Origin of the sequence: Marinobacter sp. (assembly GCF_044799475.1) — a bacterium.
In the GTDB taxonomy this organism is placed as follows: domain Bacteria; phylum Pseudomonadota; class Gammaproteobacteria; order Pseudomonadales; family Oleiphilaceae; genus Marinobacter.
In genome coordinates, this window is record NZ_CP085217.1 from 3,757,328 (window position 1) to 3,783,562 (window position 26,235).

Genomic DNA, 26,235 nt, shown 5'->3' on the forward strand with positions numbered 1-26,235 from the left:
ACACAAATCCCAAAAGCAACCAGTTCCCAGAGCCTTGCAGAAGCACATTTAAGGAAATTCACCTGAACCATTTCGGCGACCTGGCCGCCGCGGCAAAGGCTTCTCTGATTCCGGACAGGCCCCGCTATCCCGGCTACAGGCGGCCGGTTGATGTCATGCTGCCAGGGGAGCCGCTCAGCAATCAGGGCTTGTGAGCCGCCTCGAGGTACTCCCGGGACTGCATTTCCAGAAGACGGGACTCGGTACGCTCGAACTCAAATGCCAGCCGCCCGCCGGCGTATAAGCCGGTAATGGGTGCAGCGGCCGACATGATAACCTTCACATTGCGGTCGTAGAACTCGTCGATCATGTTCACGAAACGCCGCGCCTGGTCCTCCCTGTCACCGCCCAGGACAGGCACATTACTGATAAGGATGGCGTGGAATTCCCGGGCCAGCTCAATGTAGTCATTCTGGCTGCGGGGGCCATCACAGAGCTCCCGGAATTCGAACCAGACCACATCATCTGCGTGACGAATGGCTTTGAGCTTGCGGCCGTTAATGTCCAGCTCCAGGGTATGGCTGGCCGCGTCAAACGCCAGACTTTCATAACTTTTACGAAGGCTTTCATCAGCCCCCTCGTCGAGGGGATAGTGATAGAGCTCTGCCTGCTCGAGGCTCCGGAGACGGTAATCGACCCCGCCATCGACGTTGACCACTTCTGTGTGTTTTTTTACCAGGGCTATGGCGGGCAGGAAACGTGCTCGCTGAAGGCCATCCTTATATAGGCCGTCGGGGGCGATATTGGAGGTGCAGACCAGAGTAACACCGCGGCTGAACAGACCGTCAAGCAGGGTCGCCAGAATCATGGCATCGCCTATGTCAGAGACAAAAAACTCGTCAAAACAGATCACCCGGGCTTCCCCGGCAAAGCGCTCAGCCACGTGTTCAAGGGGGTTTTTCTGACCTTTCAGGAGTTTGAGCTCACTGTGGACCCGCTGCATGAAACGGTGAAAATGTACGCGCATCTTGCGGTCAAAGGGGAGTGACTCGTAAAAAGTGTCCATCAGCCATGTCTTGCCGCGGCCCACACCACCCCAGAAATACAGCCCCTTGACCGGGTCTTCAGAGCCCTTTTTCAGTGCACGCTTTATTTTCACAATGGTTTTGCTGCGCCGCCTTTCCGCATCGACCAGTTTGTCGTACAGTGATTGCAACCGGCGGACGGCGTCTTCCTGCGCAGCATCTCTCTGGAAGCCGTTATGGTCCAGATCATGCTGATAGCGTTCCCAGGGTGTCATCAATGGCATTCTCGCTGAGTCGTTGGCGCATGGTGTAAATCAGGGCGCGGTATTGTGGCCGATTCTGGCTTTTTTCGCCATTCGTTCCGTCCGTACGGCAACAGGGTTTTGGGATCCCCGGCCAAAAACACCAGTCCGGTTAAGACGATTGGCTCATCCCCTCACCATGGGATCAGAGCTTTCCGGGGGTTATACTGTCAGAACTGATGGACTATTCCGTGTTACCCATAGGACGATACTGCTTATGATGAATCTGATCCTGATTGCGATCGCAGCTCTGGTCATCGGCCTCGCGGCTGGAGTGCTGCTTGGCCGTTCCAATACAGGCTCCAGTCTGCGCCAGCGCCGGGCAGAGCAGCAAATTGATGAGCTCAGAAGCGAATACACCCGTTATCAGGCTCAGGTCAACGAGCATTTCATGGAATCTGCCGATCTTCTGCGGCGTTTCAATGATGCCTACCGGGACGTCAACCAGCACATGGCCCGCGGCGCCAACCGGCTGTGCAACGACGAGGAGTGGCTGGAGGAAATCGAAAAGGCTTCCGGCGATGCCCGACTGACTGATAAATCCAGCGACGGGTTCGAGCCGCCAAGGGATTACGCACCCAAAAACCGGCCGGAAGAAAAAGGTACATTGGCCGAAGACTTCGGACTGGAAAAGAAAGAGAAGGCCTGACAGAGCATCCCGGTCAGACCGGGTTATCGCAGTCAATAAACCTGTGTTCCAAATCACAGGCCCGGGCCAGGGCTTCTCCCAGCGCCTGCACACCGTAGCGCTCAGTGGCATGATGTCCGCAGGCGAAATAATGAATCCCCGCCTCACGAGCGGCATGGGTTGTGGGCTCTGAGATCTCCCCACTGAGGTAGGCATCAGCCCCTGAATCCAGAGCCGTGCCAATAAAGCCCTGTGCCGCCCCGGTGCACCATGCAACCCTTTCTATCCGCTCCCGGCCCTGCCCCACATGCAGGGGCTCTCGCCCAAGGCGGGAGGCGACGTGCCTGGCAAACTCCTCCACTGAAAGCGCCGGCTCCATCCTGCCTGACCAGACCAGGCCATCCAGTGGCGCGGCCTCTGCGAACCCCAGCACTCGTGCGAGTTGGGCGTTATTGCCATACTCTGGGTGGTCATCCAGCGGCAGATGGTAGGCCACCAGATTCAGATCATGGGCGAGTAGTTTTTGCAGGCGGGCTTTTTTAATGCCGGTGATGCGCTGGCCCTCACCTTTCCAGAAATAACCATGGTGGACGAGTATCATGTCCGCGCCAACGCTGATGGCCGCATCGATCAGCGCCTGGGAGGCCGTAACGCCGCTGACGATTTTCCGTATTTCCTCTTTGCCCTCCACCTGCAGGCCATTGGGGCAATAGTCCTGGAACCGGCCTGGCTCCAGCCAGAGGTCCAGTACTTTCATGATGTCCTGACGACTGGCCATGGCTGACTCCCTATCGGCCCAGAATGTTCCGCAGAGCTTTGAGCAATGCGTCATTCTGGTCTTCCCGGCCTATGGTTATCCGGAGAAATTCTTCGATTCTCGCCTTGCGGAAGTGCCGCACGATAATCCCCTGCTCCCTGAGAGACTGGGACAGCACCTCGCCGGAGTGCAGAGGGTGACGGGTGAACACAAAGTTGGCCTTTGACGGCAGCACTTCGAAACCCAGGGATTCCAGTTCTGCGGTAAGCCGCTGGCGCTCCCCCATCACTGCCTGCCGGGTCTCTTCAAACCAGGCTTCATCCTCATAGGCTGCCACGGCTCCTGCCAGAGCCAGCCGGTCCAGGGGATAGGAGTTGAAACTGTCCTTTATCCGTTCCAGCCCTTCAATCAGATCCCGGTGCCCCACGGCGAAGCCCACCCGCAGACCTGCCAGCGACCTCGCCTTGGACAGGGTCTGGCTCACCAGCAGGTTGGGATAGCGGTTGACCAGTGTGATGGCGGTCTGCCCGCCAAAGTCCACATAGGCCTCGTCCACAACCACCACCCGATCCGGATTGGCAGCGATGATCTGCTCCACTGCCTCAAGGGGCAGATAGCGACCTGTAGGGGCGTTGGGGTTGGGAAAGATCACGCCGCCGTTGGGCTGGCTGTAATCCTCCACGTCTATCTCGAATTTCTCATTGAGGGGGACCGGCCGCCCTTCAATGCCATACAGGCCACAGTAGACCGGGTAAAAGCTGTAGGTAACATCCGGAAAGAGAACCGGTTCCCCATGCTGGAACAGCCCCTGGAAAATATGCGCCAGCACCTCGTCCGAGCCGTTCCCAAGAAAGATCTGGCCTGGCTCCACTCCGTGATAGCTGGCCAATGCCTGCTTGAGTTTCAGTCCTTCCGGGTCCGGGTACAGCCGGAGGTTCTCCCCCACCTCGGACCGGATAGCCTCGATCACTTTCGGAGACGGGCCAAAGGGATTTTCATTGGTGTTCAGCTTGACCTGATTGGCCATGCGCGGCTGTTCACCAGGCACATAGGGTACAAGCTCCCGGACCAGGGGACTCCAGAATCGACTCATTGGCTTTCCCTCAGGATTTTATGCGGTATTCAGCGGAACGGGCGTGGGCGGTCAGTCCTTCCCCCCGGGACAGCACCGAAGCGACGCGGCCCATCCGGTCAGCACCAGCGGCCGAGAAGCCAATGAGGGAGGAACGTTTCTGGAAGTCGTAAACACCCAGCGGCGAAGAGAAGCGGGCCGTCCCGGATGTTGGCAGGACGTGATTGGGACCAGCACAGTAATCCCCCAGAGCCTCTGCCGTGTGGCGGCCGAGGAAAATGGCGCCAGCGTGGCGAATCTGCTCCGCCAGGGCTTCCGGGTCGGCAACGGACAACTCAAGGTGTTCAGGCGCGATCCGGTTGGACACCTCGGCTGCCTGGGCCAGATCAGCCACCTGGATGAAAGCGCCCCGGCTGCTGAGGGACCGGGCAATGATCTCTGCCCGCTCCATGGTTGGCAGCAGCCTTTGAATGCTTGCTTCCACCCGGTCGAGAAAGGCACTGTCCGGGCTGACCAGGATGGACTGGGCCTGCTCGTCGTGCTCGGCCTGGGAAAACAGGTCCATGGCTATCCAGTCAGGGTCTGTTTCGCCATCGCAGATAACCAGAATTTCCGAGGGGCCTGCGATCATGTCTATGCCTACCACGCCAAACACTTCGCGCTTGGCGGTGGCGACGAAAATATTGCCTGGCCCCACGATCTTGTCGACGGCGGGCACGGTCTCGGTGCCATAAGCCATAGCCGCAACAGCCTGTGCCCCACCCAGGGTAAATACCCGGTCAACACCGGCGATGGCCGCAGCAGCCAGCACCATGTCATTGACCACTCCCGCCGGTGTGGGCACCACCATGATGATCTCACCAACACCGGCGACCTTGGCCGGAATGGCATTCATCAACACAGACGATGGGTAGGCGGCCTTGCCGCCAGGCACATAGAGGCCTGCCCGGTCCAGCGGGGTCACTTTCTGGCCCAGCAGGGTGCCATCGGCGTCCCGGTACTGCCAGGAACTCTGCACCTGGCGCTCATGGTAGTCGCGGACTCTTTCGGCCGCATGTTCCAGGGCTTCCCGCTGATCCTGGGGGATGGTCTGCAAAGCTTCATTCAGACGGGCCTGGCTGATTTCCAGGTCTGCCACGCTCGCTGCATCAAGCTGGTCGAACTTCCGGGTGAATTCCAGAACGGCCGCATCGCCGCGCCTTTTGACTTCGGCAAGAATGTGGCGGACCGATTCGTTCACCTGATTATCGACACTGTCCTCCCAGGCAAGAAGCTGCGTGAGGGCGGTGTCAAAGTCCGCCTGGGACGCTGACAGGCGGTTGATAACAAGGTCGGTCATATCCATTCCCTATCGACTGGTGGTTCGGGGCCTGTGGAACCTGTAATCCCGGCGTCAGCAAGCGGGCAGGTCTTTCCAGAACACGCTGTGAATACATTCATGTACGCTCGACCTCCGCCATCCCTGGCTCCGGACGGTTCCGGAAAGACCTGCCCGCTTGCTTCGCGACTTGGTCGTACCTTCTAAATTATCGCCGCATCGGCCTGGCGCTGGCGTTCAACCGCCTGTCCCATCTTCTCTATTATGGGGTGCAGCTGGCTGTGTTTCATCTTCATGCTGGCGCGGTTTACCACCAGGCGGGTGCTGATGTGATCAATCAGTGCCCGGGCTTCCAGGCCGTTGGCCTTGAGGGTGTTGCCGGTATCCACTATGTCCACGATTTCATCCGCCAGCCCCAGAATGGGCGCAAGTTCCATGGCGCCATAGAGCTTGATGATATCTGCCTGCCGGCCCTGAGAGGCGTAATGCCGGCGGGCCAGATTGACGAATTTGGTTGCCACACGGAGGCGCCCCTGAGGGGCGGGCTTGCCGACGGGGCCGGCTGTCATGAGGCGGCAGCGGGCGATATTCAGATCAAGAGGTTCATAAAGGCCGTCGCCGCCGTGCTCCATCAGAACATCCTTGCCGGTGACGCCCAGGTCGGCGCCGCCGTACTGGACATAGGTTGGCACGTCCGTAGCGCGAATGATCAGTATCCGCACACTGGGATCGGTCGTGGGGAACACCAGCTTTCGTGAATTGTCGATGTCATCCAGCAGCTCAATACCTGCCTCTTTCAGTAGCGGCAGGGTTTCCTTGAGGATGCGCCCTTTCGAAAGAGCTATGGTAATGCTGTCGGTCATGTTCCGTCCCGGTTGTGATGATCAGCCCGGCAGACGCCGGATGCTGGCGCCCAGCAGCTGTAGCTTCTCTTCGATACACTCGTATCCGCGATCAATGTGATAGATGCGATCAACGATAGTGTCGCCATCTGCCACCAGGCCGGCAATCACCAGACTGGCCGAGGCCCTGAGGTCCGTGGCCATTACCGGCGCGCCGGTCAGATGATCAACGCCCTTGATAATGCACGCATTGCCTTCAAGAGTGATGTCCGCGCCCAGCCGGATGAGCTCCTGAATATGCATGAAGCGGTTTTCGAACACGGTTTCAACGATGGTTCCCGTACCTTCAGACACCGTATTCATGGCAGCGAACTGCGCCTGCATGTCGGTGGGAAAGGCCGGATAAGGAGCCGTGCGCAGGCTGACCGCCCGGGGCCGGTTACCTTTCATGTCCAGTTCGATCCAGTCAGGACCGGTACTGATGTGGGCGCCCGCTTCGTCCAGCTTCAGAAGAACCGCTTCAAGCAGGTTCTCACGGGTGTCCTTGAGCTTGATCCGGCCTCTGGTGGCGGCGGCCGCCACCAGATAGGTGCCGGTTTCAACCCGGTCCGGCAGGACATGGTAATGGCAGCCATGGAGCCGCTCGACGCCATGAATCTCGATGGTTGCAGTGCCATGGCCACGGATATCAGCACCCATGGCAATCAGGCACTCCGCAAGGTCGACCACCTCCGGCTCCCGGGCGGCGTTTTCGAGAATCGTCTTCCCATCCGCCAGTGCGGCCGCCATCATGAGGTTTTCAGTGCCGGTCACGGTGACCATATCCAGAAAGATGTGTGCTCCCTTCAGGCGGCCATTGGTTTTGGCCTTGATATAGCCGTTTTCCACCTTGATCTCGGCACCCATCATTTCCAGACCGTGGATGTGAAGATTCACCGGCCGGCTGCCAATGGCACAGCCACCGGGCAGGGAGACTTCCGCCTCGCCGAAATGTGCCAGCAGCGGCCCAAGCACCAGAATGGAGGCCCTCATGGTCTTCACCAGTTCATAGGGCGCATGAACGTGTTTTATGGTGTTGGCGTGCACCTCGACGCTCATTTTCTCGTCAATCATCAACTCGATGCCCATGCCACCGAGCAGTTCGATCATGGTGGTGACGTCGTTCAGATGCGGCAGGTTGGCAACGGTTACAGGCTCGTCCGCCAGTAGCGTGGCGGCGAGGATAGGGAGAGCTGAGTTTTTGGCGCCGGAAATCCGGATCTCACCATCGAGGGGCTTGCGGCCACGAATCAGTAATTTATCCACAATCAATGTCCTGTATTGGTCAAGTGCCGGACGCTGAGCGACTCCGGAGACTGGTTCGCCGAATGGCTGGCCGGGTTTTACCCGGCCTTGTGGGCGGCCCACTGTTCAGGCGTGTAAGCCTTGATGGTCAGGGCATGAATGGTGCCCTCTGACAGCTGTTTGTTCAGGGCGCCATAAATCAGCTGCTGCTTCTTTACTGGGGACAGGCCTTTAAATCGGTCGCCAATGGCGATGACCAGGTAGTGGTTGCCTTCATTGCGGACTTCGATCTCACAATCGGGCAGTTCCTCTTTGACCAGTTTGGCCACTTCTTGGGCTTCCATAAACCATCCTCGAATTCGTTTCAGAGCAAGAGCGGAATTGTAACCAATTCCGGAGGCAGGCTAAACAACGCGGGAAAGAATATTGCTCAGAAGCCGGATAGCTGACGATCCAGCCCGCTCAGGGATGCCAGCGAATGCAGGCGGTCACTGATTCCGGAATATCTGACATGGAGACCTTCCGAAACAGCTAGCCGCTGCCAGCACATCAGCAGGGACAGCACGATGCTGCTGGCTGTCACGACGCCCTGGAGATCAATGCCGATCTCAGTCCCGGCTTTTCCGGCTGGCGCCGAGTCCCTGACATTCCGGGATCGAATCAGCCGCTCCCCGTCCGCACGCAGACCTACTGCCGAATCCGCGGTCACCTCGCCGGTGACTACCAGCCTGCCATCCTCATCCGGAGCAACACCGGGAGCGCCGGCACCATCGGTCATGAGGAAGCGCCTTCTTTGCTATCATCGCCGCCGTCAATCTCAATGGATTCCACGGCGTCAGTCCAGCCCTTGATCACCATGTCGATATCACCGCGGTACTCTTCCATTTCCTGTGCAAAGCGGTCGCGAAACGCCAGGCCTATGTTGACCCCCTGGACAATGACGTTTTCCATCATCCAGTCGCCGTCTTTTGTCCGGTACATGGAGTAAGCGATCGGATATCTGTTCCCGGATGCCGAAATCACTTCCATGCTAACCGTTGCGCGGTTTTCATTGTTCGGATCAATGTTGGCTTCCTGTACATTGATCGAGAACTCGTCGGCCGCCACTACTGCCTGCGCATAACTATCAAAAAGGCTGCGTTTGAAGACCCGCACGAACTGGTCCCGCTGCTCTGGCGATGCCTGGCGTGCATAGCGACCCATCACCCGGGCTGCTATGCGACGAAAATCCACAAAGTCGCTGAGTTCGTCTTCAAGTATTTCGTAAAAGGCATTCGGATCCTTCTCATAGAGGCCCCGGTTTTCGTTAAGTTTGTCCACCAGCTCCTGGGTGTTGCTGGCAACATAGTCCTGCAACTGCCTTTCCTCGCCGTTGGCACTGGCGCCCGCTGATACCATGAGCGCCACCACGAGGAGGCCTGGTACCGACATCCACCGCCAGATTGATTTCATGATGTTCTCCTCTGTAAGCGCTGCCCTGCCAGTCACCTTTCCGGGTGACAGCGGCGGTCAGCCGATAATGCGAAGCTGTTTTAGCGCCCCGATGCAAAATTACTGATCAGCCGTTCCAGGTTCATGGCCGACTGGGTTTCGTAAAAACTGTCACCATCCGCCAGGGATTCCTGCGCACCCCCAACCGATATATCAATATACTGATCTCCCAGCAGGCCGGATGTACGTATTACTGCAGCACTGTCCTCGGGAATCGTGTCAACGGAGGCGTCGATTTCCATCGCTACCCTGGCCTTGAATGTCTGTTTGTCAAGGCTGATGTCACTTATACGGCCTATGGAGACGCCGGCCATGGAAACCCGTCCACGGGGTGCAATACCCCCTGCGTCATTGAAATGCGCATACACTGTATATGTGTCACCTGGCGGGTTCAGAGACAGGCCGCTCACCTTCAGCGCAAGCACGAGCAGCGCTGCGAACCCTGCCACCATGAACATCCCGACGATGATTTCCGTTGTTCTGTGAGTCATTAATGGAAACCCCCAAACATAACGGCGGTGAGGACGAAATCAAGCCCCAGAACCGCCAGCGAAGAGTAAACGACCGTCTTGGTCGTCGCAGAACTGATGCCGGCAGACGTCGGCACACAGTCATAGCCCTGGTAAACCGCAATCCAGGCACACACGAATCCGAAAACAATGCTTTTGACAAGGCCATTCAGTACATCGTCGGTAAATTCCACCGCAGACTGCATGTTCGACCAGAAAGCACCCTCAAAAACCCCAAGCCACTCAACTCCCACCAGCATTCCGCCCCATATCCCCACGACTGTGAAGATCACGGCCAGCAGGGGAAGAGAAATGAATCCCGCCCAGAATCTGGGCGCGATTACCCTGCGCAGGGGATCCACTCCCATCATTTCCATGCTGGACAGCTGCTCTGTGGCCTTCATCAGACCTATCTCCGCGGTCAGGGCGGAACCGGCACGGCCAGCGAACAGCAAGGCTGTAACCACGGGCCCCAGCTCCCGCACCAGGGTCAGCGCCACCATCTGGCCAATTGCCTGCTCCGACCCGTAATCACTCAGTATGGTGTAGCCCTGCAGGCCCAGCACCATGCCAATGAACAGCCCGGACACCACCACGATGGCGAGGGAAAGCACGCCGACGGAGTAGATCTCCTGAACCAGCAGGGGAAACCCCGTCGAGGGGCGAGGCACGCCAACAATCGATCGCCAGAGAAACACGCCGGAGCGACCCAGCGAGGAAACCACATCAAGGGCGCTTCGGCCCAGGCTGGCAAGTCTGTCCATTGTGCTTTCGATCATGGCTGAGCCCCCCACCCTCGACCGCTGTCCAGCTGCCAGTCCGCCTCTGGCGGCTCTGCCGGATAGTGAAAGGGCACGGGGCCATCCGGCTCTCCCCTGAGGAACTGCTGCACCTGCTCGGAGGGATGCTCGCGCAGCTCCTCTGGCGTGCCCTGGCCGATAATTTTGCCGTCGGTGATAATGCAGGCGTGATGGCAGATGCTGAGTGACTCGGGGACATCGTGGGAAACCAGCACACTGGTGAGACCCATGGCGGAGTTGAGATCCCGGATCAGCTTGACCAGCACGCCCATGGCGATGGGATCCTGGCCCGCGAAGGGCTCGTCATACATGATCAGTTCCGGATCCATTACTATGCTCCGGGCCAGAGCCACCCGTCGCGTCATACCTCCGGATAACTCCGCTGGCATCAGCTCACGGGCACCCCGCAAGCCAACCGCTTCCAGCTTCATCAGGACAATGTCCCGGATCATGTCTTCTGGCAGGCGGGTGTGAACCCGCAGCGGAAAGGCCACATTCTCGTACACGCTCAGACCGGTGAACAAAGCACCACTCTGAAACAGCATGCCCATCTTTTCCCTCAGGCGGTAAAGGGCGCGGCGGGAAAGCTCCGGCACACTCTCGCCGGCAACCAGAATGCGGCCGCTGTCCGGCTTCAGCTGGCCACCGATCAGCCTCAGCAGAGTGGTCTTGCCTGTGCCGCTGGGGCCCATGATGGCGGTAATCCGGCCTTTCGGAATAGCAAGAGAGACACCATCGAAGATCCTCCGCCTGCCCCGGGTAAATACGACATTGTCGAGTGTAATGTAGGCAGAATCCGCCATGGCTGTCCCGGTTCCCTGCTGAACGGTGGTTCCTCAATGTGCGGTACATTATGCTAAGTTCCCCGCAACCTCAACGTCAGCAATCCCGAAATATCCTGATTGCAATGATCAGTTAATCTGAAGGACAGGACTGCCCAATGCTGCTCGGCTTTTACCTTGGCGCCATCATTCTTGGCCTGGCGCTGCTGACATGGAGCGCAGACCGCTTTATCGAGGGGGCTGCCGGCTGCGCCCGGGGCCTGAAGCTGCCCCCTGTCATAGCGGGGCTGATCCTGGTCGCCTTCGGCACCTCCGCACCGGAGATCATGGTGTCCATTCTTGCTGCGCTCACCGGCTCGCCGGATCTGGCGGTCGGAAATGCGCTGGGATCCAATATTGCAAACATTGGTCTCGTGCTCGGCCTCACTGCCCTTATCTTCAGACTGCCCCTGAAACCGACCGTACTGTACCGTGAAATGCCAATTCTCCTGGCTGCGACCGGCCTGGCCTGGCTGCTGCTACTTGATCACCGCCTGACTGCAATGGACGGATTACTTCTGCTGCTCATGCTGCTATTCGCTCTGATTTATCTGACCTGGCGAGCCAGAGCTGGCACGGCGCCGGAAGGCCTGGACCTGCCGGAGACCAGCAGCAGCCTCCCACCGCGCCAGGCGGTCTTCCATTTCGTGACCGGCCTCATTGTTCTGGTGGCGAGCGCCCGGCTGCTGGTCTGGGCGGCATCAGAGCTGGCCCTGACCCTCGGCGTACCACCCATAATTGTCGGCCTCACCATCATCGCACTGGGAACCAGTTTGCCGGAACTGGCGGCATCGCTGGCGGCGGCTCTGAAGGGTGAACACGAAATGGCTTTCGGCAATATCGTAGGGTCCAACCTCTTTAACCTGTTGGCGGTGCTCGCAGTACCCGCCTTCCTGAACCCCGTCACCCTCACAACCAGCAGTGTAGTGCGGGATTATGGCACCATGGCGGGCCTCACTCTTCTGCTCGCGGCTTTTGCCTACGGCATGCAGAGAAAGGGAAAACTGGCCCGCCTTGAAGGTGGTATACTGCTGGCCATTTACGCGGGGTACATGGGTATCCTGGCAATGTCAGCGTTTTGATCCAGAAACAGACCGGGAGCGGCATGAGCAAAGAATTTACAGATTCCGCCGTACGGGCGATCACCATCGAGCGGGACGCCATTGAAGGACTCCTGGCCAGAGTCGATAACCATTTTGTGCGCGCCTGCGAGACCATCATGCAGTGCCGGGGGCGGGTCGTTGTCACCGGCATGGGCAAGTCGGGGCACATAGGAAACAAGATCGCCGCCACCCTGGCGAGCACCGGCACGCCCTCTTTTTTTGTACACCCGGGCGAAGCCAGCCATGGGGATATGGGCATGATCACCAGCCAGGATGTGGTGCTGGCAATCTCCAATTCCGGCAATACATCGGAAGTGCTGACTATTCTGCCACTAATCAAGCGCATGGGCGTACCCCTCATCAGCATGACCGGCAACCCCGATTCGGTGCTGGCGCGGGAGGCAATCGCGAATCTGGATGTCAGCGTCACACTTGAGGCCTGCCCTCTTGGCCTGGCCCCCACATCCAGCACCACCGCCACCCTTGTTATGGGAGACGCTCTGGCGGTCGCACTTCTGGAAGCGCGGGGGTTCAGCGCCGAAGACTTTGCATTCTCCCACCCGGGGGGAAGCCTTGGGCGGCGCCTTTTGCTGCGGGTTTCCGATATCATGCACACGGGCGACCGCATTCCCAGGGTCAGTGTCGATACCACTCTGGGTGCTGCCCTGCTGGAGATGTCACTCAAAGGTCTGGGCATGACAACCGTGGTTGACGAGGACGGCCAGCTGCAGGGCATTTTTACGGACGGCGACCTGCGAAGAACCCTGGACCGGCCGGTGGACATCCATGCCACGCCCATCCGGGATGTCATGACCCGCCGCAGCCGCACCATTTATGACGACCAGCTCGCTGCCGAAGCGCTGAATGTGATGGAAGAGCTCAAGATCAACGCATTGCCAGTCACCAACCGTGATGGCGAACTTACCGGAGCAATCAACATGCATGACCTGCTGCGGGCGGGGGTAATCTGATGGTCCCCAAGATAAACGACGAATTCCGGGAAAAAGCGGCCGGCATCCGGCTGCTTGCGCTGGACGTCGATGGCATACTGACCACCGGGCATCTCCTGTACGGGCCTGAGGGAGAAGAGCTGAAAATCTTCAATACCCAGGATGGCCTTGGTATCAAGCAGCTTATGGCCGCTGGGGTCACTGTGGCGCTGATCACAGGCCGGGATTCGGAGATGACGGCAAGGCGGGCACGGGAGCTGAATATCAGCCATGTGATTCAGGGCCGGGATGACAAGCGGGTCGCGCTCCAGACCCTCGCAGCCCAACTGGCCATGCCTCCCGAACATATTGCCTATATGGGCGACGATCTGGTCGACCTCTCGGCCATACAATACGCAGGCCTGGGCGTGACCGTACCCAATGCCCACTGGTTCGTGCGGCAGCATGCAGATCACTGCACCGAAGCTGCCGGCGGCCAGGGTGCAGTACGTGAACTGACGGACCTCATTCTGCTTGCCCAGAATGCCCTTGAAAGCACCCTCAGGCAGTATCTTGAACCCCGTTCAGAGGATACGGGTCCATGAAACTGCCCACTCTGTTCGAGCGCCCGCTGGTCCGGGGTGTTGCGGTGCTGGGCCTGCTTCTGGTGCTCGGGTCCATGCTCTGGCAGAGTGAAGAGGCCAGGGACCCGCTGGATGCAAGAGAACTGAGAGGCCCCTCCGAGCCTGACGGTTTTGTGGTTGACGCCCGGTACCTGTCATTTGACCAGCAGGGTCAGCTCAGGGCGCAGATTGAAAGCGCCCGGATCGAACAGTTTGAATCCCGTGGTGTCGCAACCATGGCTGAGCCCCGGGCCCTCATGTATGACCGGGAGACATCCATACCCTGGAAGCTGTCTGCCGAACGGGGGGAGTTCATCGAGGGCGAGAACACCGCCCGGCTGGAAAAGAGGGTGGTCGTGAGAAGACCCCTGGCCGGTGGCGGAGAGGCTATCATGGCCACCGAAAGCCTGGTGCTGGATAACGGCCGGGGCATGGTCTACACCGATGCTCCGGTCGTCATCACGGATCAATACAGTGTCACCCGGGCTGTCGGTATGACCGCATGGGTTGATGACCGGATTGTAGAACTGAAATCACAGGTGGAAGGCCGCTATGACCCCGTCACATCACGCCAGCAATAGCACCAGGATCCGGCGGGCTCTGCTGGCCCTGATCGGAATCACTGTCTTTGCCCCTGCTGCCGCCTTCGATTTTGAATCCGATGCACCAATAGCCGTCTCTGCCAACAGCGCCCGCCTGGATGACAGCACAGGGGTGGCAACCTACACCGGCGACGTCGTCGTCACCCAGAACGAGACCCGTCTGAGCGCCGAGCGGGTCGTACTCGAGAGAGGCAACCAGGGTATCAGCCGGATCGAGGCGACCGGTGAGCCTGCGCGCTACCAGCAGGCCGCCGGGGAGGACCAGGCCCAGGTGGACGCCCGGGCGAGGAACATCGTGTACACCACGAACGACAGCCAGCTCATATTCACGAACGATGCCGTAATCGAACAGGGCCGCAATCTGTTTCGAGGCGAGCGGATACTTTATGACACAGCTGCCCGGATAGTGACAGCAGAAGGCGGCAGTGGCGAAGACGGCACCTCCGGGCGGGTCGAGATGATCATCCAGCCACGGGATGCCGGAGCCCGGGACAATTCCCCGGACAACGCCCCCGACAATTCCTCCGGTGAGGGAGCCCAGCGCTGATGGCAGTACTCAGGGCCAGCAATCTGGCAAAAAGCTACAAACAGAAAAAAGTGGTTATCGATGTATCCCTGGAGATCCGCAGCGGTGAAATTGTCGGCCTGCTCGGACCCAACGGCGCCGGCAAGACCACCTGCTTTTACATGATTGTGGGGCTGGTGCCGGCAGACAACGGTCGCATAACAATCAATGACCAGGACATCACGCCGCTCCCCATGCATGGCCGGGCCCGCAAGGGCATAGGCTACCTCCCCCAGGAAGCGTCGGTCTTTCGCAAGCTCAGCGTGCGGGACAACATCATGGCCATCCTGGAAACCCGCAAATCCCTGAGCCGTGTCGAGCGTGAAGAAAAGCTGGAAACGCTTCTCGAGGAATTCCATATCACCCATATCCGGGACACTCCGGGCATGGCGCTCTCCGGCGGGGAACGCCGCCGGGTGGAGATTGCCCGGGCTCTGGCCATTGAGCCTGCATTCATTCTGCTGGACGAGCCCTTTGCCGGTGTTGACCCCATCTCCGTGAGTGACATCAAGCAGATCATCCGGCACCTCCGGGACAAAGGCATAGGGGTGCTGATTACAGATCATAACGTGCGTGAGACCCTGGATATCTGCGAGAATGCCTACATTGTCAGCGGCGGACACATTATCGCCTCGGGCCACGCAGACGAGATTCTTGCCAATCAGCAGGTCAAGGAAGTCTATCTCGGCGATGAGTTCAGGCTCTAGAAAACCTCTTTCAAACCATGGATATGGATAAAACTGTTGAACGGGCGGCCGGTGGTGCGTTGTATTGCCCCCGGCAATACAAGTACACTCGGCAGAGAAATTGCATGTATTGGGCCCGAACCAGTAAGAGCAGCTCTTTCGCGGTACCGGAGGTAAACGGGTGACGGAACTCAGAATATGGTAATGAAAGCCTCTCTTCAGTTAAAGCTGGGTCAAAGTCTGACCATGACGCCCCAGCTGCAACAGGCGATCCGGCTTCTTCAGCTTTCCACACTCGACCTTCAGCAGGAAATCCAGCAGGCCCTGGAATCCAACCCCATGCTGGAGGCTCCGGAAGATGATGACCTGCCCGACAGCACCGATCAGGACAGCGACAGCACCGGCGAAGCAGCGGCCGAGCAGGTGGCCACTGCCGAATCCGAACCAGCGGAAACCAGCTGGGACGAAGCGGAATCCGGGCCGGACTGGTCCACAGAAAATGAGATCCCCGATGAGCTGCCGGTGGATACCGCCTGGGATGACGTCTACCAGTCCGGATCAGCGCCCGCCTCCCGCACCGACGATGAAAACGATTACGATTTCGAGACCCGCAACTCGCCGGCAGAAACCCTGCATGACCATCTGGAATGGCAACTTAACCTGACACCACTGAGTGAGCGGGACCAGGCCATTGCCTACGCTCTTCTGGATGCAGTGGATGAAAACGGCTACCTGACTTCCAGTCTGGAGGAAATTCACTCCGGCCTGATGGATGAGAACGACGAAGACCCACTGGAACTGGACGAAGTCATGGCGGTGCTTCACCGGCTGCAGCACTTTGATCCTCCGGGGGTGTTCGCCAGGGATCTCCAGGAATGCCTGCTGATCCAGCTCAGTCAGCTGCCCCAGGACACGCTCTGGCTGCCCCAGGCGAGACTGGTGATCACCCATTACATTAGCCTCCTGGGCAACCGGGACTACGCCCAGTTGCTGCGCCGCAGCCGCCTCAAGGAAGATCAGCTCAGAGAAGTTCTGGGGCTCATAACCGGACTCAACCCCCGGCCCGGCGACAGCATCGATCGCGCCGAGCCGGATTATGTCATTCCGGACGTTATCGTACGTAAGGTCAGCGGCCGCTGGCGGATTGAACTGAATCCGGATATCGCACCGCGCATTCGCGTCAATGCAAGCTATGCTTCACTTATAAAGCGTGCTGACAGCAGTGCTGACAATACCTACATGCGGGACCAGCTGCAGGAGGCCAAGTGGTTTATAAAGAGCCTCCAGAGCCGCAACGAAACCCTTCTGAAGGTTGCCACCCGCATCGTCGAGCATCAGCAGGGGTTCCTGGACCATGGCGACGAGGCCATGAAGCCACTGATACTCTCGGACATCGCCCAGGCAGTGGAGATGCATGAATCAACGATTTCCCGGGTGACCACCCAGAAGTACATGCACACGCCCCGGGGCATTTTCGAACTGAAATATTTTTTCTCCAGCCATGTCGGAACCGACGAAGGCGGGGAGTGTTCCTCGACGGCAATCCGTGCCATGATCAAAAAACTGATTGCGGGAGAAACACCGAGAAAGCCCCTGAGTGATAGCAAAATCGCAGCGGTACTTGGGGACCAGGGCATCAACGTGGCCCGACGAACGGTTGCAAAGTACCGGGAGGCCATGCAGATACCACCCTCAAATGAGCGCAAGAGGCTGGTTTAGGATCACAATCCAGGGGATTTATCCCCGTCAGGAGTTTTTGCCGCGGGCCCACAGGCTCCGGCAGGTGGTCGGACGCAACCTGCTCCGATATGACGTCAACAGGAGAAGCCTATGCAACTCAATATTTCAGGTCACCACGTTGATCTGACTCCCGCACTGAAAGACTACGTCACCGAAAAGTTTCAACGCCTTGAGCGCCATTTCGATCACATCAGTAACAGTCAGGTGACGCTTGAGGTGGAAAAAGTTCGTCAGATAGCGGAAGCAACGCTGCATGTGATCGGCGGTGAGATTCATGCGAAGGCTGAAAACAGCGATATGTACGCGGCAATTGATGCCCTTGTGGACAAGCTGGATCGGCAGATTCTGAAGCACAAGGAAAAAACGGTTGATCGTATGCACGGTGCGGCGGCCCGCTAGGGGCTGACACACGACATACGGCTGGTTCTCCGCTGCGGCACCTTAATACGTGCCGCAGCTTTTTTACGGAAACACTGTCTCTCCCATGACGGACACATTACTTACCATAGACAACATACTGAGCCCGGAACTGACCCATTGCCAGGTCGCTGCGACCAGCAAGAAACGGGTTCTGGAATTCATCGCCGGGCAGGTAGCGCAGCATGACCCAGCTCTCAGCGAAGGCCAGACGTTCAACAATCTGGTAGCAAGAGAGCGCCTTGGCAGTACCGGCATTGGTCAGGGCATAGCCATTCCCCATTGCCGGCTGGAAAACTGCAATCGGGTGGTTGGCACCCTGGTGACGCTGAAGGACGGAATTTCGTTTGACGCCATCGACAACCAGCCTGTCGACATACTCTTTGCCCTGATCGTGCCGAAAGAAGCGACCAGTGAGCATCTGGAACTGCTCAGCCAGCTTGCGGAAAAGTTCAATGACCGGGGTTTCTGCGATCAGCTGCGCCAGTGCACCGACAATGAGAGTCTTTACAGGTGCATGACTGCCAGGCCCTGAATGCCAGTCAAGCCAGGTGGATGACAAGTTTTGAGGCCCCGCATTTTATGAAACTGATCATCGTCAGCGGTCGTTCCGGGTCAGGAAAAAGCACGGCGTTGCACGTGCTGGAAGATCTTGGCTATTACTGCATCGATAACCTGCCTATCGGTCTGCTTTTCCCGCTGACCCGGGAAGCGACTACTCGGGCGGCGCCAGACCGGCTAAACAGAATTGCCGTGAGCATAGATGCCCGCAACCTGTCGGATGAGATTGCCAATTTCGAAGAGATCTATGAGCGCCTCGGAGGCATGGGGCTGACCCTGGAGATTCTGTATCTGGACGCCAGTGACCAGTCGCTGCTTCAGCGTTTCCATGCCACCCGGCGCAAACATCCCCTGAGCAATGACCGGCGCTCGCTGACAGAAGCCATAAAGCATGAAAAGGCCCTCCTTGAGCCGCTGGCAAAGCTGGCCGACCTGCACATCGACACCACTGGCCTGTCGATGTATGAGCTCCGGGACATGGTCAAACAGCGGGTCGTCGGCCGCAGAGAGCAGGAAATGGCGCTCCTGTTCCAGTCGTTTGGTTACAAACACGGCGTTCCGGTAGACTCGGATTACGTATTCGACGTCAGATGTCTGCCAAACCCATACTGGGACACCAACCTTCGACAGTTTACCGGCCTCGACAAACCGGTGATCGCTTTCCTTGAGAAAGAGCCGCTGAGTGGGCAGATGCTCGACGAGCTGACCCGCCTTCTGGCAACCTGGCTGCCGGCCTTCAGCAACAGCAATCGCAGCTACATGACCATCTCCATCGGCTGCACCGGCGGCCAGCATCGTTCTGTTTACATCAGTGAGCAACTGGGACGTCACTTTAAACAGCATTACAACAATGTGCAGATCCGGCACACCGAACTGCCCCATATCAAGCCTGCAGAGTCCTGAACCGCTTCATGATCCGTCAGCCCGTCACCATCATCAACAAACTCGGCCTCCATGCCCGGGCCGCCGCCAAGCTGGTGGGAACCGCCAGTCGCTACGAGAGCCGCATCCAGATTGTCCGGGACGGCCGGGAGGTGGACTGCAAGAGCATCATGTCGGTAATGATGCTTGCCGCCAGCCGCGGAACTGAAATTGAGCTGGTCATAGACGGCACGGACGAAGCAGAAGCCCGTGATGCTCTGGTAGAGCTGATTGGCGACTATTTCGGGGAAGGAGAATAGAAATCAGGACACCAGGGCATTCACCTATCCCTGCCGCTCACCTTTGCTCCCCAATTTCGCTATAATCAGCCGGTTTACAGAAACCCTGTAGTCCGTGGCCGGCTTGCCCCCCGGCGGCGGCGAATATATCAGAGTCCTGATCCTGGCTGTCGCTGATACTTGCCGCGCGCGGTCCTGCAGGGCCCTGCCCCTGGTCGATGTCCATTTCCTGGTGACACATGGCAGAAATACTGGAAAAAAGCCAGGCCCGTCAGCGTCTTCGCTCCCTCAGCGAGGCGCTGGATAGCGGCGCGCTGCAGCAGGTTTCCCGGATTCTCAACGGGGGCCTCAGCCCCAGTGACATCGCGCACCTGCTGGAATCATCGCCACCGCGTCAGCGTGCGCTGCTGTGGAATCTGGTAGACAAAAACCTCGAAGGCGAGGTTCTGCAGTACCTCAGCGATGACATTCGTGGCTACTTCCTGAGCAAACTCAATGCCCAGGAGCTTGCGACGATCATCGAGGATTTTGAATCCGACGATCTCGCCGACCTGCTCCAGCAGCTTCCTGATACGGTCATCCAGGAAGTGCTCGACACCATGGATGAGCAGGACCGCCAGCGGGTGGAGGAAGTTCTCGCCTATCCGGAAGACACCGCCGGCGGCCTGATGAATACGGACACCATCACGGTGCGTCCGGATCTGACCATTGATGTTGTTCTGCGCTATCTCCGGCGCCACCGGAGCCTCCCGCCGATGACCGACAGTATTATTGTGGTCAGCCGCCGGGACGAGTACATCGGGGTGCTGCCAATCACCAAAATGCTGGTTTCCAACCCCGGGGCGACTGTCCGGGAAGTCATGGACACCGACATTGAACCCATTCCAGTCACGATGCCCGATACCCAGGTAGCCACTCTGTTCGAGCGCTATGACCTGATTTCCGCACCGGTTGTGGGCGAGGGAAGCAAGCTTCTGGGCCGGATTACCATCGATGACGTGGTGGATGTCATCCGTGAAGATGCGGACCATTCCCTGATGAGCATGGCCGGTCTCGATGAGGATGAAGACACTTTCGCCCCCATCATGAAGACCACCCGCAGGCGGGCAGTATGGCTCGGCATCAACCTGCTGACAGCCTTCATTGCGGCTTCCGTGATCGGGCTGTTCGAAGATACCATTGAGAAGGTTGTCGCGCTGGCGGTGCTGATGCCCATCGTGGCAAGCATGGGCGGCATCGCCGGCAGCCAGACCCTGACCCTTGTTATCAGGGGCATGGCGGTGGGCCAGATAAGCGGGGCCAATGTTGCCTGGCTGCTCAACCGGGAGTTTTTCTCGGGCGTTCTGAATGGCCTGCTATGGGCCGTAGTGGTATCCGCGGCGGCCACTCTCTGGTTCGGTGACCCCATGATCGGCGCGATTATTGCCGCAGCGTTGATTATCAATCTGGTGGCGGCCGCCCTGGTAGGCACTGTGTTGCCCCTGTTTCTCAAATCCCGCAACATTGACCCCGCCCTGGCAGGGGGCGTGATACTCACCACGGTCACCGACGTAGTGGGATTTATGGCCTTTCTTGGCCTTGCCACGATTTTTTACGGCTGACGGGATCTTCCGGCGGCCGGTCACGGACCAGCAGAAAAGCGAAACCATGCAATGAATGATCAATTTGACAGTGACCAGGCGGACGAAGAAGAACTGGGCAAGAGCAAGTCCCAGCTCAAGCGTGAGATGCACGCTTTGCAGGATCTGGGCAAGCACCTGATGGAACTCCGGCCCGATCAGTTGCCGGGCCTGCCCATGAGCGACACCCTGCGGGCTGCCATCGAGGAATCCCGCCGCATCCGGCAGAATGAAGCCAAAAGGCGTCACCTGCAGTACCTGGGCAAAATTATCCGCCAGGAAGAGCAACTGGAGGATCTGATAAAGGCCGTGGAAGCCTGTGATGCCGGCAGCCAGGAGCATACCCGCAGGCTGCACCTGGCCGAGCGATGGCGGGACCGGCTGATTGCCGAAGGAGATGCGGCGGTGGCTGAGTTCATGGCCTGGTGCCCCGGCACGGATGTGCAGCATCTGCGCAATCTCGTTCGCAACGCCCGCCGGGATGTGGAAAAGCAGGGCAACGCCGGTCAGCCCCGCAAGCTTTTCCGCTATCTCCGGGAATGCATCGACCGGGACAATGGTTAAACCTGACGCTGGCCGTTAAAGCCGCCGGTGGGTCCAGACTGGCATGCGCTCCCGGATCTCTTTTGTGCGCGTGTGGTCGAGCTCGGCCGTCACCAGGCCTGGCCCCTCTTCCATTTCGCTAACGATTTTGCCCCACGGGTCGCATACCAGGGAGCGGCCGTAGGTTCTGCGGCGGGGCCCGTTCTGCCCGCCCTGGCCCGGAGCGACCATCCATACCTGATTCTCGATCGCTCTTGCCCGCAACAGGGCATGCCAGTGAGCCTCGCCAGTATTGTAAGTGAAGGCACTGGGGAGAGAGACCCAGTCGGCACCCCTGGCCCTCAGGGCACGAAACAGCTCCGGGAATCTCAGGTCATAACAGATCGCCAGCCCGAGAACCCCCACTGGGGTGTCTACGGTCACCACCGCGCTGCCAGGCTCAAAGGTATCAGACTCTCTGTACTGGCCGTGGTCGTCCTCCACCATGGCATCGAAGAGATGTATCTTGTCGTAGCGGGCGACCTCTGAGCCCTGGTCGTCGAACACGATGCAACTGGCCCGCACCCGCCCGGGTATCTTCTCGCCATCGGGACGGGCGGCCACAGGCAGCGACCCCCCTACAATCCAGAGTCCGAGACTGGCAGCCCGGTCGGCGAGAAACCCTCTTATCCTGCCGCTGGTGGTGATTTCCTCCTGCCCCTGGTCCAGCATCCTGCGGGTACTGAGAACCGCAAAATTCTCCGGCAACACCGCCACCCGGGCTCCTTCACCGGCGGCCTGGGCCAGCAGTCGCCCAGCCTCCTCCAGATTGGCATCAATATCCTGTCCGCTGACCATCTGAATGGCGGCTACGGTGCCACCTTTATGCTCTGCCATAACACAGACTCCACAACATGTCGGCAGGACTGTTACTCCGCCGCTGGTTCATTCCTGTGTGGGGATTAATCGCCGCCCCGGTCAAACACATTACGCAACTTCACCTCGGGGCTGTCCCAGGTCCCCTCTACACTATAGGTGGCGCTGGTCAGCTTGCTCAAGGGATCACCCAACACCTTGTCCAGGACGAACAGCGCCCCCCCAATCGGGGCTGATGCGCCCATCAGAAGCGCCGCCAGCGGAAGATTCTGGGTGAGAGGCAATACCACCACAAGGCGCATGTCGAGGTTCTCTGTTTCCAGATTTGTAGAACCAGAAAGCCTGAATGCTCCAGACGGGCCCACAATCTGCAGTTCCGGATCCCAGCTGAGCGTGCCTTCAGCCAGTTCAGCTTTACCGGAAATGGCATCGAAAGTCACTCCAGCCTCATAAAGGTCGGAAAAATCCAGTTTGAGCCTGCGCCAGAGGGTGTCCGAATTAAGAAGGTTGAAAACCCGGAACACCTGAGCGGTGTTGCTTTTTTCAAGGATGACCCCCTCGTCCAGGCGCAGACTGATACTGCCTTCCATGGCGGGCAGGCTGATATCCTGGGGCGCGCCCGGCCACGTCAGGTCCAGAATGACTTCGCTTTTTTCGTTTTTCAGGGGCACGGCACCATCCATGACTGTCGAGAGGCCGGCCAGACTGCCTCCGGAGAGCTCTCCGGAAAGCCGGGTCTGCTCTCCCTGGTCTAGCAGGCGCCATGCCAGTTCGCCGGTGAACCCAAGCTCGCTGAGCTGGCCGGAAATCGACGTCACTGTCAGCGCATCAGCCTCCGGCTCAAGCCGGAAAGACCAGGCACCATAATCCCTGAGGCCGTACTGCAGACTGTCTATCTGGACCTCGACATCTGGCCAGGTATCCACTTGCCAGGTCCGGAATGGGCTCGCGGCATCGGGGTTTTCCCACTCCTGACTTCCAGCGGCCACTGCTTCCTCGTCAATCAACAGCCTGGCGAGGTTGACCGAGATGGGCCCCTCACCGAGAGGCACCACCGCGCGCCCTGCGATCTGCCGGGATTCCACCTCAAGCTGCCATTCCCCTGGCGCAGGCGTGACTACCAGCGTCGTGTCAGGGAAGGACTCTCCGCCAACTTCCACGCTTCCGGCTTTTATTTCCATGCTGGAGAGCCAGGAGTCCGGGCTCTGCATTTCTCCCGCAGCGCCATCGCCGAGGGTCTTCTCCAGGCGCTCCTGCCATTCAGGAATATTCATGGTGGTCATGGTGGCGGACACATGCAGCCCGCTGGCAACCGGCAGACTGGCCTCACCCGGGCCAACCACAAGCATTCCACGATCAAACCTGCCACTGAGCCATCTTGCACTGGCGGCCATCCGTTCACCCAGGCTGCCATTCACGGTCATGGCATTGTCCCGCCAGTCTGCCGTCAGAGTCAGGGGAGCGGCTTCCGGCGCAGGTTTGCCAAGGGGCTCGGGCCAGTCAACCGCTACGCCAATCAGACTGGATTCGACCGTGAATCTTGTGGCCTGGTCCGCAGCCAGGGCCAGTTCCGCGGTGTAATTGAATGAGCCTTCCAGCCCTGGCTCACCGGGCAACTCAATTTCCGTCTGATCAAGAAGCGCGGCTACTTTCATCCGGCCCCGCTGCGAAATCCGTAACCGGTCACTGCCCTGGTCGGTGGCGAAGCGCACGTCCACCGGCTGGCCAAGAAATACCGCGGTCAGCGGCTCCGGAGAAAAACCCTTCCCCGTCTGATAGCGGACCTCACCGGAGATGATCGACCATGAAAGCCCCATGCCCGGATAATGCAGCTCGCCATTGGCAGTCCGCAGGCGGGCGTCAATAAAGACATCCGGCTCCGAGCCGAGGGGGATGCCAAGCGCCAGGTCCAGCTCGTAGTCGCCGCCCATGGTGATGCCCTGCCCGCCAGGGCCGACAGATTCCCACAGAGGGGTCTGCTCCAGGAAGCTGCGTACCTCCTGTCCTGACATGGCCGACCCGGTGTCGACATTGATTTCCGGGCCAGGCAATACGGCAATGTCTGTAGGCGCAAGGGTCAGCCCCCCGGTCTGTCCGGATTCCAGATGAATGTCCGCCTGGTTTTCATGAACCGTCACATGTCCAGTGGCGTCGGTCACTCTGGGCCACTGCGGGTGGTAACGGATCCTGGCGTCATCAAACTGCCAGGTCATTGATGAAGTGAAGGAGCCTGACGCTGCATTCGCACCAATGGTGCCATGACCGTAATAGACACCTTCGGTAATCCGGGCCTGCTCGATCGCCGTGGTCAGCCAGTCGTAAAGCTCTTCACCTACCAGCCTTGCCGGCACGAAATCATTCAGCATGTCTGCATTGCCGTTCCGGAGACCTACCCTGAGGCTGAGAGTGCTTTCGCTTCCGCCACCCATCCGAAGGTCAAACGCTCCCGAAATTTCTGTCTCACCTTCGTACTCCATACGGACCCGGTCAGAAAAAATCCGTGTCAGCCCATCCTCCAGGATCCACGAAACCCGGGTGCTCAGCCGATCAAATGTCCAGTCCGTCTGGAACAGGTCTGGAAAGCCCAGCCCCACATCCGAGCTGTCGACATCAACCCAGCCGCCGCGCGGGCTGACGAACAGATCACCAGTCAGCCCCGTCGCGCCGGGAGCACCGCCATGGGCCGCCACTTCTACTCCGTCAAGTTCTGCGGTCAGACTGAAATCCTCCCGGCCGGCGCCGGGAATTCTGGCCCGGACCTGGTTCAGCTTGCCCGCTGGCCGATAGTCGGCCAGCGCAGCGCTGGCAGCCGGAGGCATTAGATTAAAGCTGTCCGCCAGCCGCCATACAGGCTCAATGGGTATGTCATGTCCCATCACTGAAAAACCGGCCAGGTCCCGGTCAACAAGGAGATCAAAGGAGTCTGCCCGGGTGCCAGCCCAGCGCCAGGAGAGATTCCGGAGGTGCAACTCGCCGGTTTCAGCTTCAGCATCGTTACTGCCACGGCGCCATCCGATGCGCGCTGTCAGGTCCTCAACGGGGGCAAGGGTTTCATGGCCGGCGTTCAGCTGTAAGTAGGGCACCCGGATATCGCCATTGCCCTGTGCAAGGAAACCACTGCGGAAGGTCAGCCAGGCCTCTCCCCGGATATCAAACCCCTGGAGCTTGAGCTGGTTCCATCCCATGCCCTTGAGCAGGCCGTCAAACAGACGGCCTGAGTTCAGATCAACGTATAGCTGGCCATCGAAGTCGCCCCGGAAAAAATGCTTGCCCTGGAGGTTGAAACTGGCGATCTGGTCCGTTGTTCCCGAGCGCATGGCGCGCCCCGTTGCGGTAAAGCGGCCCCGCTCATAGATCAGATCAACCTGGGGAATATCGACGTATTGCACTGGCTCCCCGGGTACGTCGAGACCCAGATTTACCCTTGTAATGCGGACATAGGGGTCAGAAAGCAGCGCCCCGGCCCGGTCCAGCCAGGGCACGGACTCGGTTCGCTCCAGAACCTCGATACCACCGACCCGCACAGGGCCGTCGCTGGTTCGGGTAAGAGTGAAATCCAGGCCATCAGCCTGAAATTCGCCAAAGACAACCCGCAATCGTAGCAGTGAGGCGATAGTGTCCAGCCGCAGACGCAGGTGGCGCAGCTCTGCGATAACCCGCTCTGGATCATCGGCATGATGCACCCTCAGCCCTTCGGCCTCCACTACCGGATCAAGCCAGTGCCAGTTGGCTTTGAGCCCGCCAATAGTCACCGACCGGCCCAGCTGGCTGCTGACTGCCTGCTCAAGTTCATCCCGCCAGCTGTCAATATTCTGTGCAAGCTGTCGGCCGACGGCTGTATAGAGGGCAAGAAGGACGAGCACCACCAGCACCAGCCACCAGATCAGGTTGGCGAGGCGAAGTAATACCCGAAAGATCAGACGGCCCGACCCGGACTCAGCAGGTGGCGTTGACATGAAAGACGGTAACCCCGATGACAGTGGACTTTAAGCAGTCCTGACAAA

General features: G+C 59.0%; 28 protein-coding genes. 14 read left to right on the plus strand and 14 right to left on the minus strand.

Annotation, left to right across the window (positions count from 1 at the left end):
* Nucleotides 1-181: 181 nt before the first annotated feature.
* Nucleotides 182-1,279, minus strand: coding sequence for a cell division protein ZapE (gene zapE / locus LG327_RS17215; protein WP_404363798.1), 1,098 nt, complete (start codon nucleotides 1,277-1,279; stop codon nucleotides 182-184).
* Nucleotides 1,280-1,523: 244 nt separating this feature from the next.
* Here zapE and LG327_RS17220 point away from each other — a divergent pair, with 244 nt between their 5' ends.
* Entirely contained in the window at nucleotides 1,524-1,955 is a 432-nt protein-coding gene (locus tag LG327_RS17220; RefSeq protein WP_404363800.1) for a YhcB family protein, read from the plus strand.
* 13 nt (nucleotides 1,956-1,968) lie between these two features.
* On the opposite strand, the gene LG327_RS17225 is transcribed toward LG327_RS17220, so the two are convergent.
* The 11 genes from LG327_RS17225 to LG327_RS17275 all read right to left on the minus strand — a co-directional run bounded on the left by LG327_RS17225 (nucleotide 1,969) and on the right by LG327_RS17275 (nucleotide 10,810).
* Entirely contained in the window at nucleotides 1,969-2,712 is a 744-nt protein-coding gene (locus LG327_RS17225) for a Nif3-like dinuclear metal center hexameric protein (RefSeq protein ID WP_404363802.1), read from the minus strand.
* Nucleotides 2,713-2,722: 10 nt separating this feature from the next.
* A complete protein-coding gene (gene hisC, locus LG327_RS17230; RefSeq protein ID WP_404363804.1) occupies nucleotides 2,723-3,784 on the minus strand; it encodes a histidinol-phosphate transaminase in 1,062 nt (353 codons plus the stop codon).
* A gap of 10 nt (nucleotides 3,785-3,794) precedes the next feature.
* Complete coding sequence (hisD, locus tag LG327_RS17235) at nucleotides 3,795-5,102, minus strand: histidinol dehydrogenase (RefSeq protein ID WP_404363805.1); 1,308 nt, start codon at nucleotides 5,100-5,102, stop codon at nucleotides 3,795-3,797.
* Between the two features lie 182 nt (nucleotides 5,103-5,284).
* Nucleotides 5,285-5,944 (minus strand): ATP phosphoribosyltransferase, encoded by a 660-nt coding sequence (hisG, locus tag LG327_RS17240; RefSeq protein WP_404363807.1) that lies wholly within the window; start codon nucleotides 5,942-5,944, stop codon nucleotides 5,285-5,287.
* A gap of 21 nt (nucleotides 5,945-5,965) precedes the next feature.
* Nucleotides 5,966-7,228, minus strand: a complete 1,263-nt coding sequence (gene murA / locus LG327_RS17245; RefSeq protein WP_404363809.1) for a UDP-N-acetylglucosamine 1-carboxyvinyltransferase — start codon at nucleotides 7,226-7,228, stop codon at nucleotides 5,966-5,968.
* A 77-nt stretch (nucleotides 7,229-7,305) separates the two neighbouring features.
* Complete coding sequence (locus LG327_RS17250) at nucleotides 7,306-7,551, minus strand: BolA family protein (RefSeq protein ID WP_404363810.1); 246 nt, start codon at nucleotides 7,549-7,551, stop codon at nucleotides 7,306-7,308.
* A gap of 86 nt (nucleotides 7,552-7,637) precedes the next feature.
* Entirely contained in the window at nucleotides 7,638-7,985 is a 348-nt protein-coding gene (locus tag LG327_RS17255; RefSeq protein WP_404363812.1) for a lipid asymmetry maintenance protein MlaB, read from the minus strand.
* Entirely contained in the window at nucleotides 7,982-8,659 is a 678-nt protein-coding gene (locus LG327_RS17260; protein WP_404363814.1) for a phospholipid-binding protein MlaC, read from the minus strand. The genes LG327_RS17255 and LG327_RS17260 overlap by 4 nt, the downstream gene beginning before the upstream one ends.
* 80 nt (nucleotides 8,660-8,739) lie before the next feature.
* A complete protein-coding gene (gene mlaD, locus LG327_RS17265; protein WP_404363816.1) occupies nucleotides 8,740-9,189 on the minus strand; it encodes an outer membrane lipid asymmetry maintenance protein MlaD in 450 nt (149 codons plus the stop codon).
* Nucleotides 9,189-9,986, minus strand: a complete 798-nt coding sequence (mlaE, locus tag LG327_RS17270) for a lipid asymmetry maintenance ABC transporter permease subunit MlaE (protein WP_404363817.1) — start codon at nucleotides 9,984-9,986, stop codon at nucleotides 9,189-9,191. Before mlaE ends, mlaD begins: the two co-directional genes overlap by 1 nt.
* On the minus strand, nucleotides 9,983-10,810 hold the full coding sequence (locus LG327_RS17275) for an ABC transporter ATP-binding protein (protein ID WP_404363819.1): 828 nt from the start codon (nucleotides 10,808-10,810) through the stop codon (nucleotides 9,983-9,985). Before LG327_RS17275 ends, mlaE begins: the two co-directional genes overlap by 4 nt.
* Before the next feature lie 137 nt (nucleotides 10,811-10,947).
* Between LG327_RS17275 and LG327_RS17280 the strand changes: the two genes are divergently transcribed.
* From LG327_RS17280 to yjgA, 13 genes are all read left to right on the plus strand, one after another.
* On the plus strand, nucleotides 10,948-11,910 hold the full coding sequence (locus LG327_RS17280) for a calcium/sodium antiporter (protein ID WP_404363820.1): 963 nt from the start codon (nucleotides 10,948-10,950) through the stop codon (nucleotides 11,908-11,910).
* Between the two features lie 23 nt (nucleotides 11,911-11,933).
* Nucleotides 11,934-12,902: a KpsF/GutQ family sugar-phosphate isomerase gene (locus LG327_RS17285; RefSeq protein WP_404363821.1), complete on the plus strand. Its 969-nt coding sequence runs from the start codon at nucleotides 11,934-11,936 to the stop codon at nucleotides 12,900-12,902.
* Nucleotides 12,902-13,465 carry a KdsC family phosphatase gene (locus LG327_RS17290; RefSeq protein ID WP_404363823.1) on the plus strand — a complete coding sequence of 188 codons (564 nt, stop codon included), beginning with the start codon at nucleotides 12,902-12,904 and terminating at the stop codon, nucleotides 13,463-13,465. Before LG327_RS17285 ends, LG327_RS17290 begins: the two co-directional genes overlap by 1 nt.
* A complete protein-coding gene (gene lptC / locus LG327_RS17295) occupies nucleotides 13,462-14,064 on the plus strand; it encodes an LPS export ABC transporter periplasmic protein LptC (protein WP_404363824.1) in 603 nt (200 codons plus the stop codon). The genes LG327_RS17290 and lptC overlap by 4 nt, the downstream gene beginning before the upstream one ends.
* Nucleotides 14,036-14,632, plus strand: coding sequence for a lipopolysaccharide transport periplasmic protein LptA (gene lptA, locus LG327_RS17300; protein ID WP_404363826.1), 597 nt, complete (start codon nucleotides 14,036-14,038; stop codon nucleotides 14,630-14,632). The genes lptC and lptA overlap by 29 nt, the downstream gene beginning before the upstream one ends.
* Entirely contained in the window at nucleotides 14,632-15,357 is a 726-nt protein-coding gene (gene lptB / locus LG327_RS17305) for an LPS export ABC transporter ATP-binding protein (RefSeq protein ID WP_404363827.1), read from the plus strand. Before lptA ends, lptB begins: the two co-directional genes overlap by 1 nt.
* Nucleotides 15,358-15,540: 183 nt before the next feature.
* Complete coding sequence (locus LG327_RS17310; protein WP_404363829.1) at nucleotides 15,541-17,055, plus strand: RNA polymerase factor sigma-54; 1,515 nt, start codon at nucleotides 15,541-15,543, stop codon at nucleotides 17,053-17,055.
* Nucleotides 17,056-17,166: 111 nt separating this feature from the next.
* Nucleotides 17,167-17,475, plus strand: coding sequence for a ribosome hibernation promoting factor (gene hpf / locus LG327_RS17315; RefSeq protein WP_404363831.1), 309 nt, complete (start codon nucleotides 17,167-17,169; stop codon nucleotides 17,473-17,475).
* Between the two features lie 85 nt (nucleotides 17,476-17,560).
* On the plus strand, nucleotides 17,561-18,028 hold the full coding sequence (gene ptsN / locus LG327_RS17320; protein ID WP_404363832.1) for a PTS IIA-like nitrogen regulatory protein PtsN: 468 nt from the start codon (nucleotides 17,561-17,563) through the stop codon (nucleotides 18,026-18,028).
* Between the two features lie 47 nt (nucleotides 18,029-18,075).
* On the plus strand, nucleotides 18,076-18,957 hold the full coding sequence (gene rapZ, locus LG327_RS17325) for an RNase adapter RapZ (protein ID WP_404363834.1): 882 nt from the start codon (nucleotides 18,076-18,078) through the stop codon (nucleotides 18,955-18,957).
* An 8-nt stretch (nucleotides 18,958-18,965) separates the two neighbouring features.
* Nucleotides 18,966-19,235: an HPr family phosphocarrier protein gene (locus LG327_RS17330; RefSeq protein ID WP_404363836.1), complete on the plus strand. Its 270-nt coding sequence runs from the start codon at nucleotides 18,966-18,968 to the stop codon at nucleotides 19,233-19,235.
* 218 nt (nucleotides 19,236-19,453) lie between these two features.
* Entirely contained in the window at nucleotides 19,454-20,815 is a 1,362-nt protein-coding gene (mgtE, locus tag LG327_RS17335) for a magnesium transporter (protein WP_404363838.1), read from the plus strand.
* A gap of 51 nt (nucleotides 20,816-20,866) precedes the next feature.
* The gene (yjgA, locus tag LG327_RS17340) at nucleotides 20,867-21,397 is read left to right on the plus strand and encodes a ribosome biogenesis factor YjgA (protein WP_404363839.1); all 531 of its coding nucleotides are present in this window, start codon (nucleotides 20,867-20,869) and stop codon (nucleotides 21,395-21,397) included.
* A 15-nt stretch (nucleotides 21,398-21,412) separates the two neighbouring features.
* Here the strand turns inward: yjgA and LG327_RS17345 are convergent, their stop codons facing one another.
* Complete coding sequence (locus LG327_RS17345; protein WP_404363841.1) at nucleotides 21,413-22,252, minus strand: carbon-nitrogen hydrolase family protein; 840 nt, start codon at nucleotides 22,250-22,252, stop codon at nucleotides 21,413-21,415.
* Nucleotides 22,253-22,317: 65 nt separating this feature from the next.
* On the minus strand, nucleotides 22,318-26,187 hold the full coding sequence (locus LG327_RS17350) for a YhdP family protein (protein WP_404363843.1): 3,870 nt from the start codon (nucleotides 26,185-26,187) through the stop codon (nucleotides 22,318-22,320).
* Nucleotides 26,188-26,235 lie beyond the last annotated feature (48 nt).

Bases quoted from the DNA above. Each gene is read 5' to 3' on its own strand.
- zapE (WP_404363798.1), bottom strand. From the start codon at position 1,279: ATGACACCCTGGGAACGCTATCAGCATGATCTGGACCATAACGGCTTC.
- LG327_RS17220 (WP_404363800.1), top strand. From the start codon at position 1,524: ATGATGAATCTGATCCTGATTGCGATCGCAGCTCTGGTCATCGGCCTC.
- LG327_RS17225 (WP_404363802.1), bottom strand. From the start codon at position 2,712: ATGGCCAGTCGTCAGGACATCATGAAAGTACTGGACCTCTGGCTGGAG.
- hisC (WP_404363804.1), bottom strand. From the start codon at position 3,784: ATGAGTCGATTCTGGAGTCCCCTGGTCCGGGAGCTTGTACCCTATGTG.
- hisD (WP_404363805.1), bottom strand. From the start codon at position 5,102: ATGACCGACCTTGTTATCAACCGCCTGTCAGCGTCCCAGGCGGACTTT.
- hisG (WP_404363807.1), bottom strand. From the start codon at position 5,944: ATGACCGACAGCATTACCATAGCTCTTTCGAAAGGGCGCATCCTCAAG.
- LG327_RS17250 (WP_404363810.1), bottom strand. From the start codon at position 7,551: ATGGAAGCCCAAGAAGTGGCCAAACTGGTCAAAGAGGAACTGCCCGAT.
- LG327_RS17255 (WP_404363812.1), bottom strand. From the start codon at position 7,985: ATGACCGATGGTGCCGGCGCTCCCGGTGTTGCTCCGGATGAGGATGGC.
- LG327_RS17260 (WP_404363814.1), bottom strand. From the start codon at position 8,659: ATGAAATCAATCTGGCGGTGGATGTCGGTACCAGGCCTCCTCGTGGTG.
- mlaD (WP_404363816.1), bottom strand. From the start codon at position 9,189: ATGACTCACAGAACAACGGAAATCATCGTCGGGATGTTCATGGTGGCA.
- mlaE (WP_404363817.1), bottom strand. From the start codon at position 9,986: ATGATCGAAAGCACAATGGACAGACTTGCCAGCCTGGGCCGAAGCGCC.
- LG327_RS17275 (WP_404363819.1), bottom strand. From the start codon at position 10,810: ATGGCGGATTCTGCCTACATTACACTCGACAATGTCGTATTTACCCGG.
- LG327_RS17280 (WP_404363820.1), top strand. From the start codon at position 10,948: ATGCTGCTCGGCTTTTACCTTGGCGCCATCATTCTTGGCCTGGCGCTG.
- LG327_RS17285 (WP_404363821.1), top strand. From the start codon at position 11,934: ATGAGCAAAGAATTTACAGATTCCGCCGTACGGGCGATCACCATCGAG.
- LG327_RS17290 (WP_404363823.1), top strand. From the start codon at position 12,902: ATGGTCCCCAAGATAAACGACGAATTCCGGGAAAAAGCGGCCGGCATC.
- lptC (WP_404363824.1), top strand. From the start codon at position 13,462: ATGAAACTGCCCACTCTGTTCGAGCGCCCGCTGGTCCGGGGTGTTGCG.
- lptA (WP_404363826.1), top strand. From the start codon at position 14,036: ATGACCCCGTCACATCACGCCAGCAATAGCACCAGGATCCGGCGGGCT.
- lptB (WP_404363827.1), top strand. From the start codon at position 14,632: ATGGCAGTACTCAGGGCCAGCAATCTGGCAAAAAGCTACAAACAGAAA.
- LG327_RS17310 (WP_404363829.1), top strand. From the start codon at position 15,541: ATGAAAGCCTCTCTTCAGTTAAAGCTGGGTCAAAGTCTGACCATGACG.
- hpf (WP_404363831.1), top strand. From the start codon at position 17,167: ATGCAACTCAATATTTCAGGTCACCACGTTGATCTGACTCCCGCACTG.
- ptsN (WP_404363832.1), top strand. From the start codon at position 17,561: ATGACGGACACATTACTTACCATAGACAACATACTGAGCCCGGAACTG.
- rapZ (WP_404363834.1), top strand. From the start codon at position 18,076: ATGAAACTGATCATCGTCAGCGGTCGTTCCGGGTCAGGAAAAAGCACG.
- LG327_RS17330 (WP_404363836.1), top strand. From the start codon at position 18,966: ATGATCCGTCAGCCCGTCACCATCATCAACAAACTCGGCCTCCATGCC.
- mgtE (WP_404363838.1), top strand. From the start codon at position 19,454: ATGGCAGAAATACTGGAAAAAAGCCAGGCCCGTCAGCGTCTTCGCTCC.
- yjgA (WP_404363839.1), top strand. From the start codon at position 20,867: ATGAATGATCAATTTGACAGTGACCAGGCGGACGAAGAAGAACTGGGC.
- LG327_RS17345 (WP_404363841.1), bottom strand. From the start codon at position 22,252: ATGGCAGAGCATAAAGGTGGCACCGTAGCCGCCATTCAGATGGTCAGC.
- LG327_RS17350 (WP_404363843.1), bottom strand. From the start codon at position 26,187: ATGTCAACGCCACCTGCTGAGTCCGGGTCGGGCCGTCTGATCTTTCGG.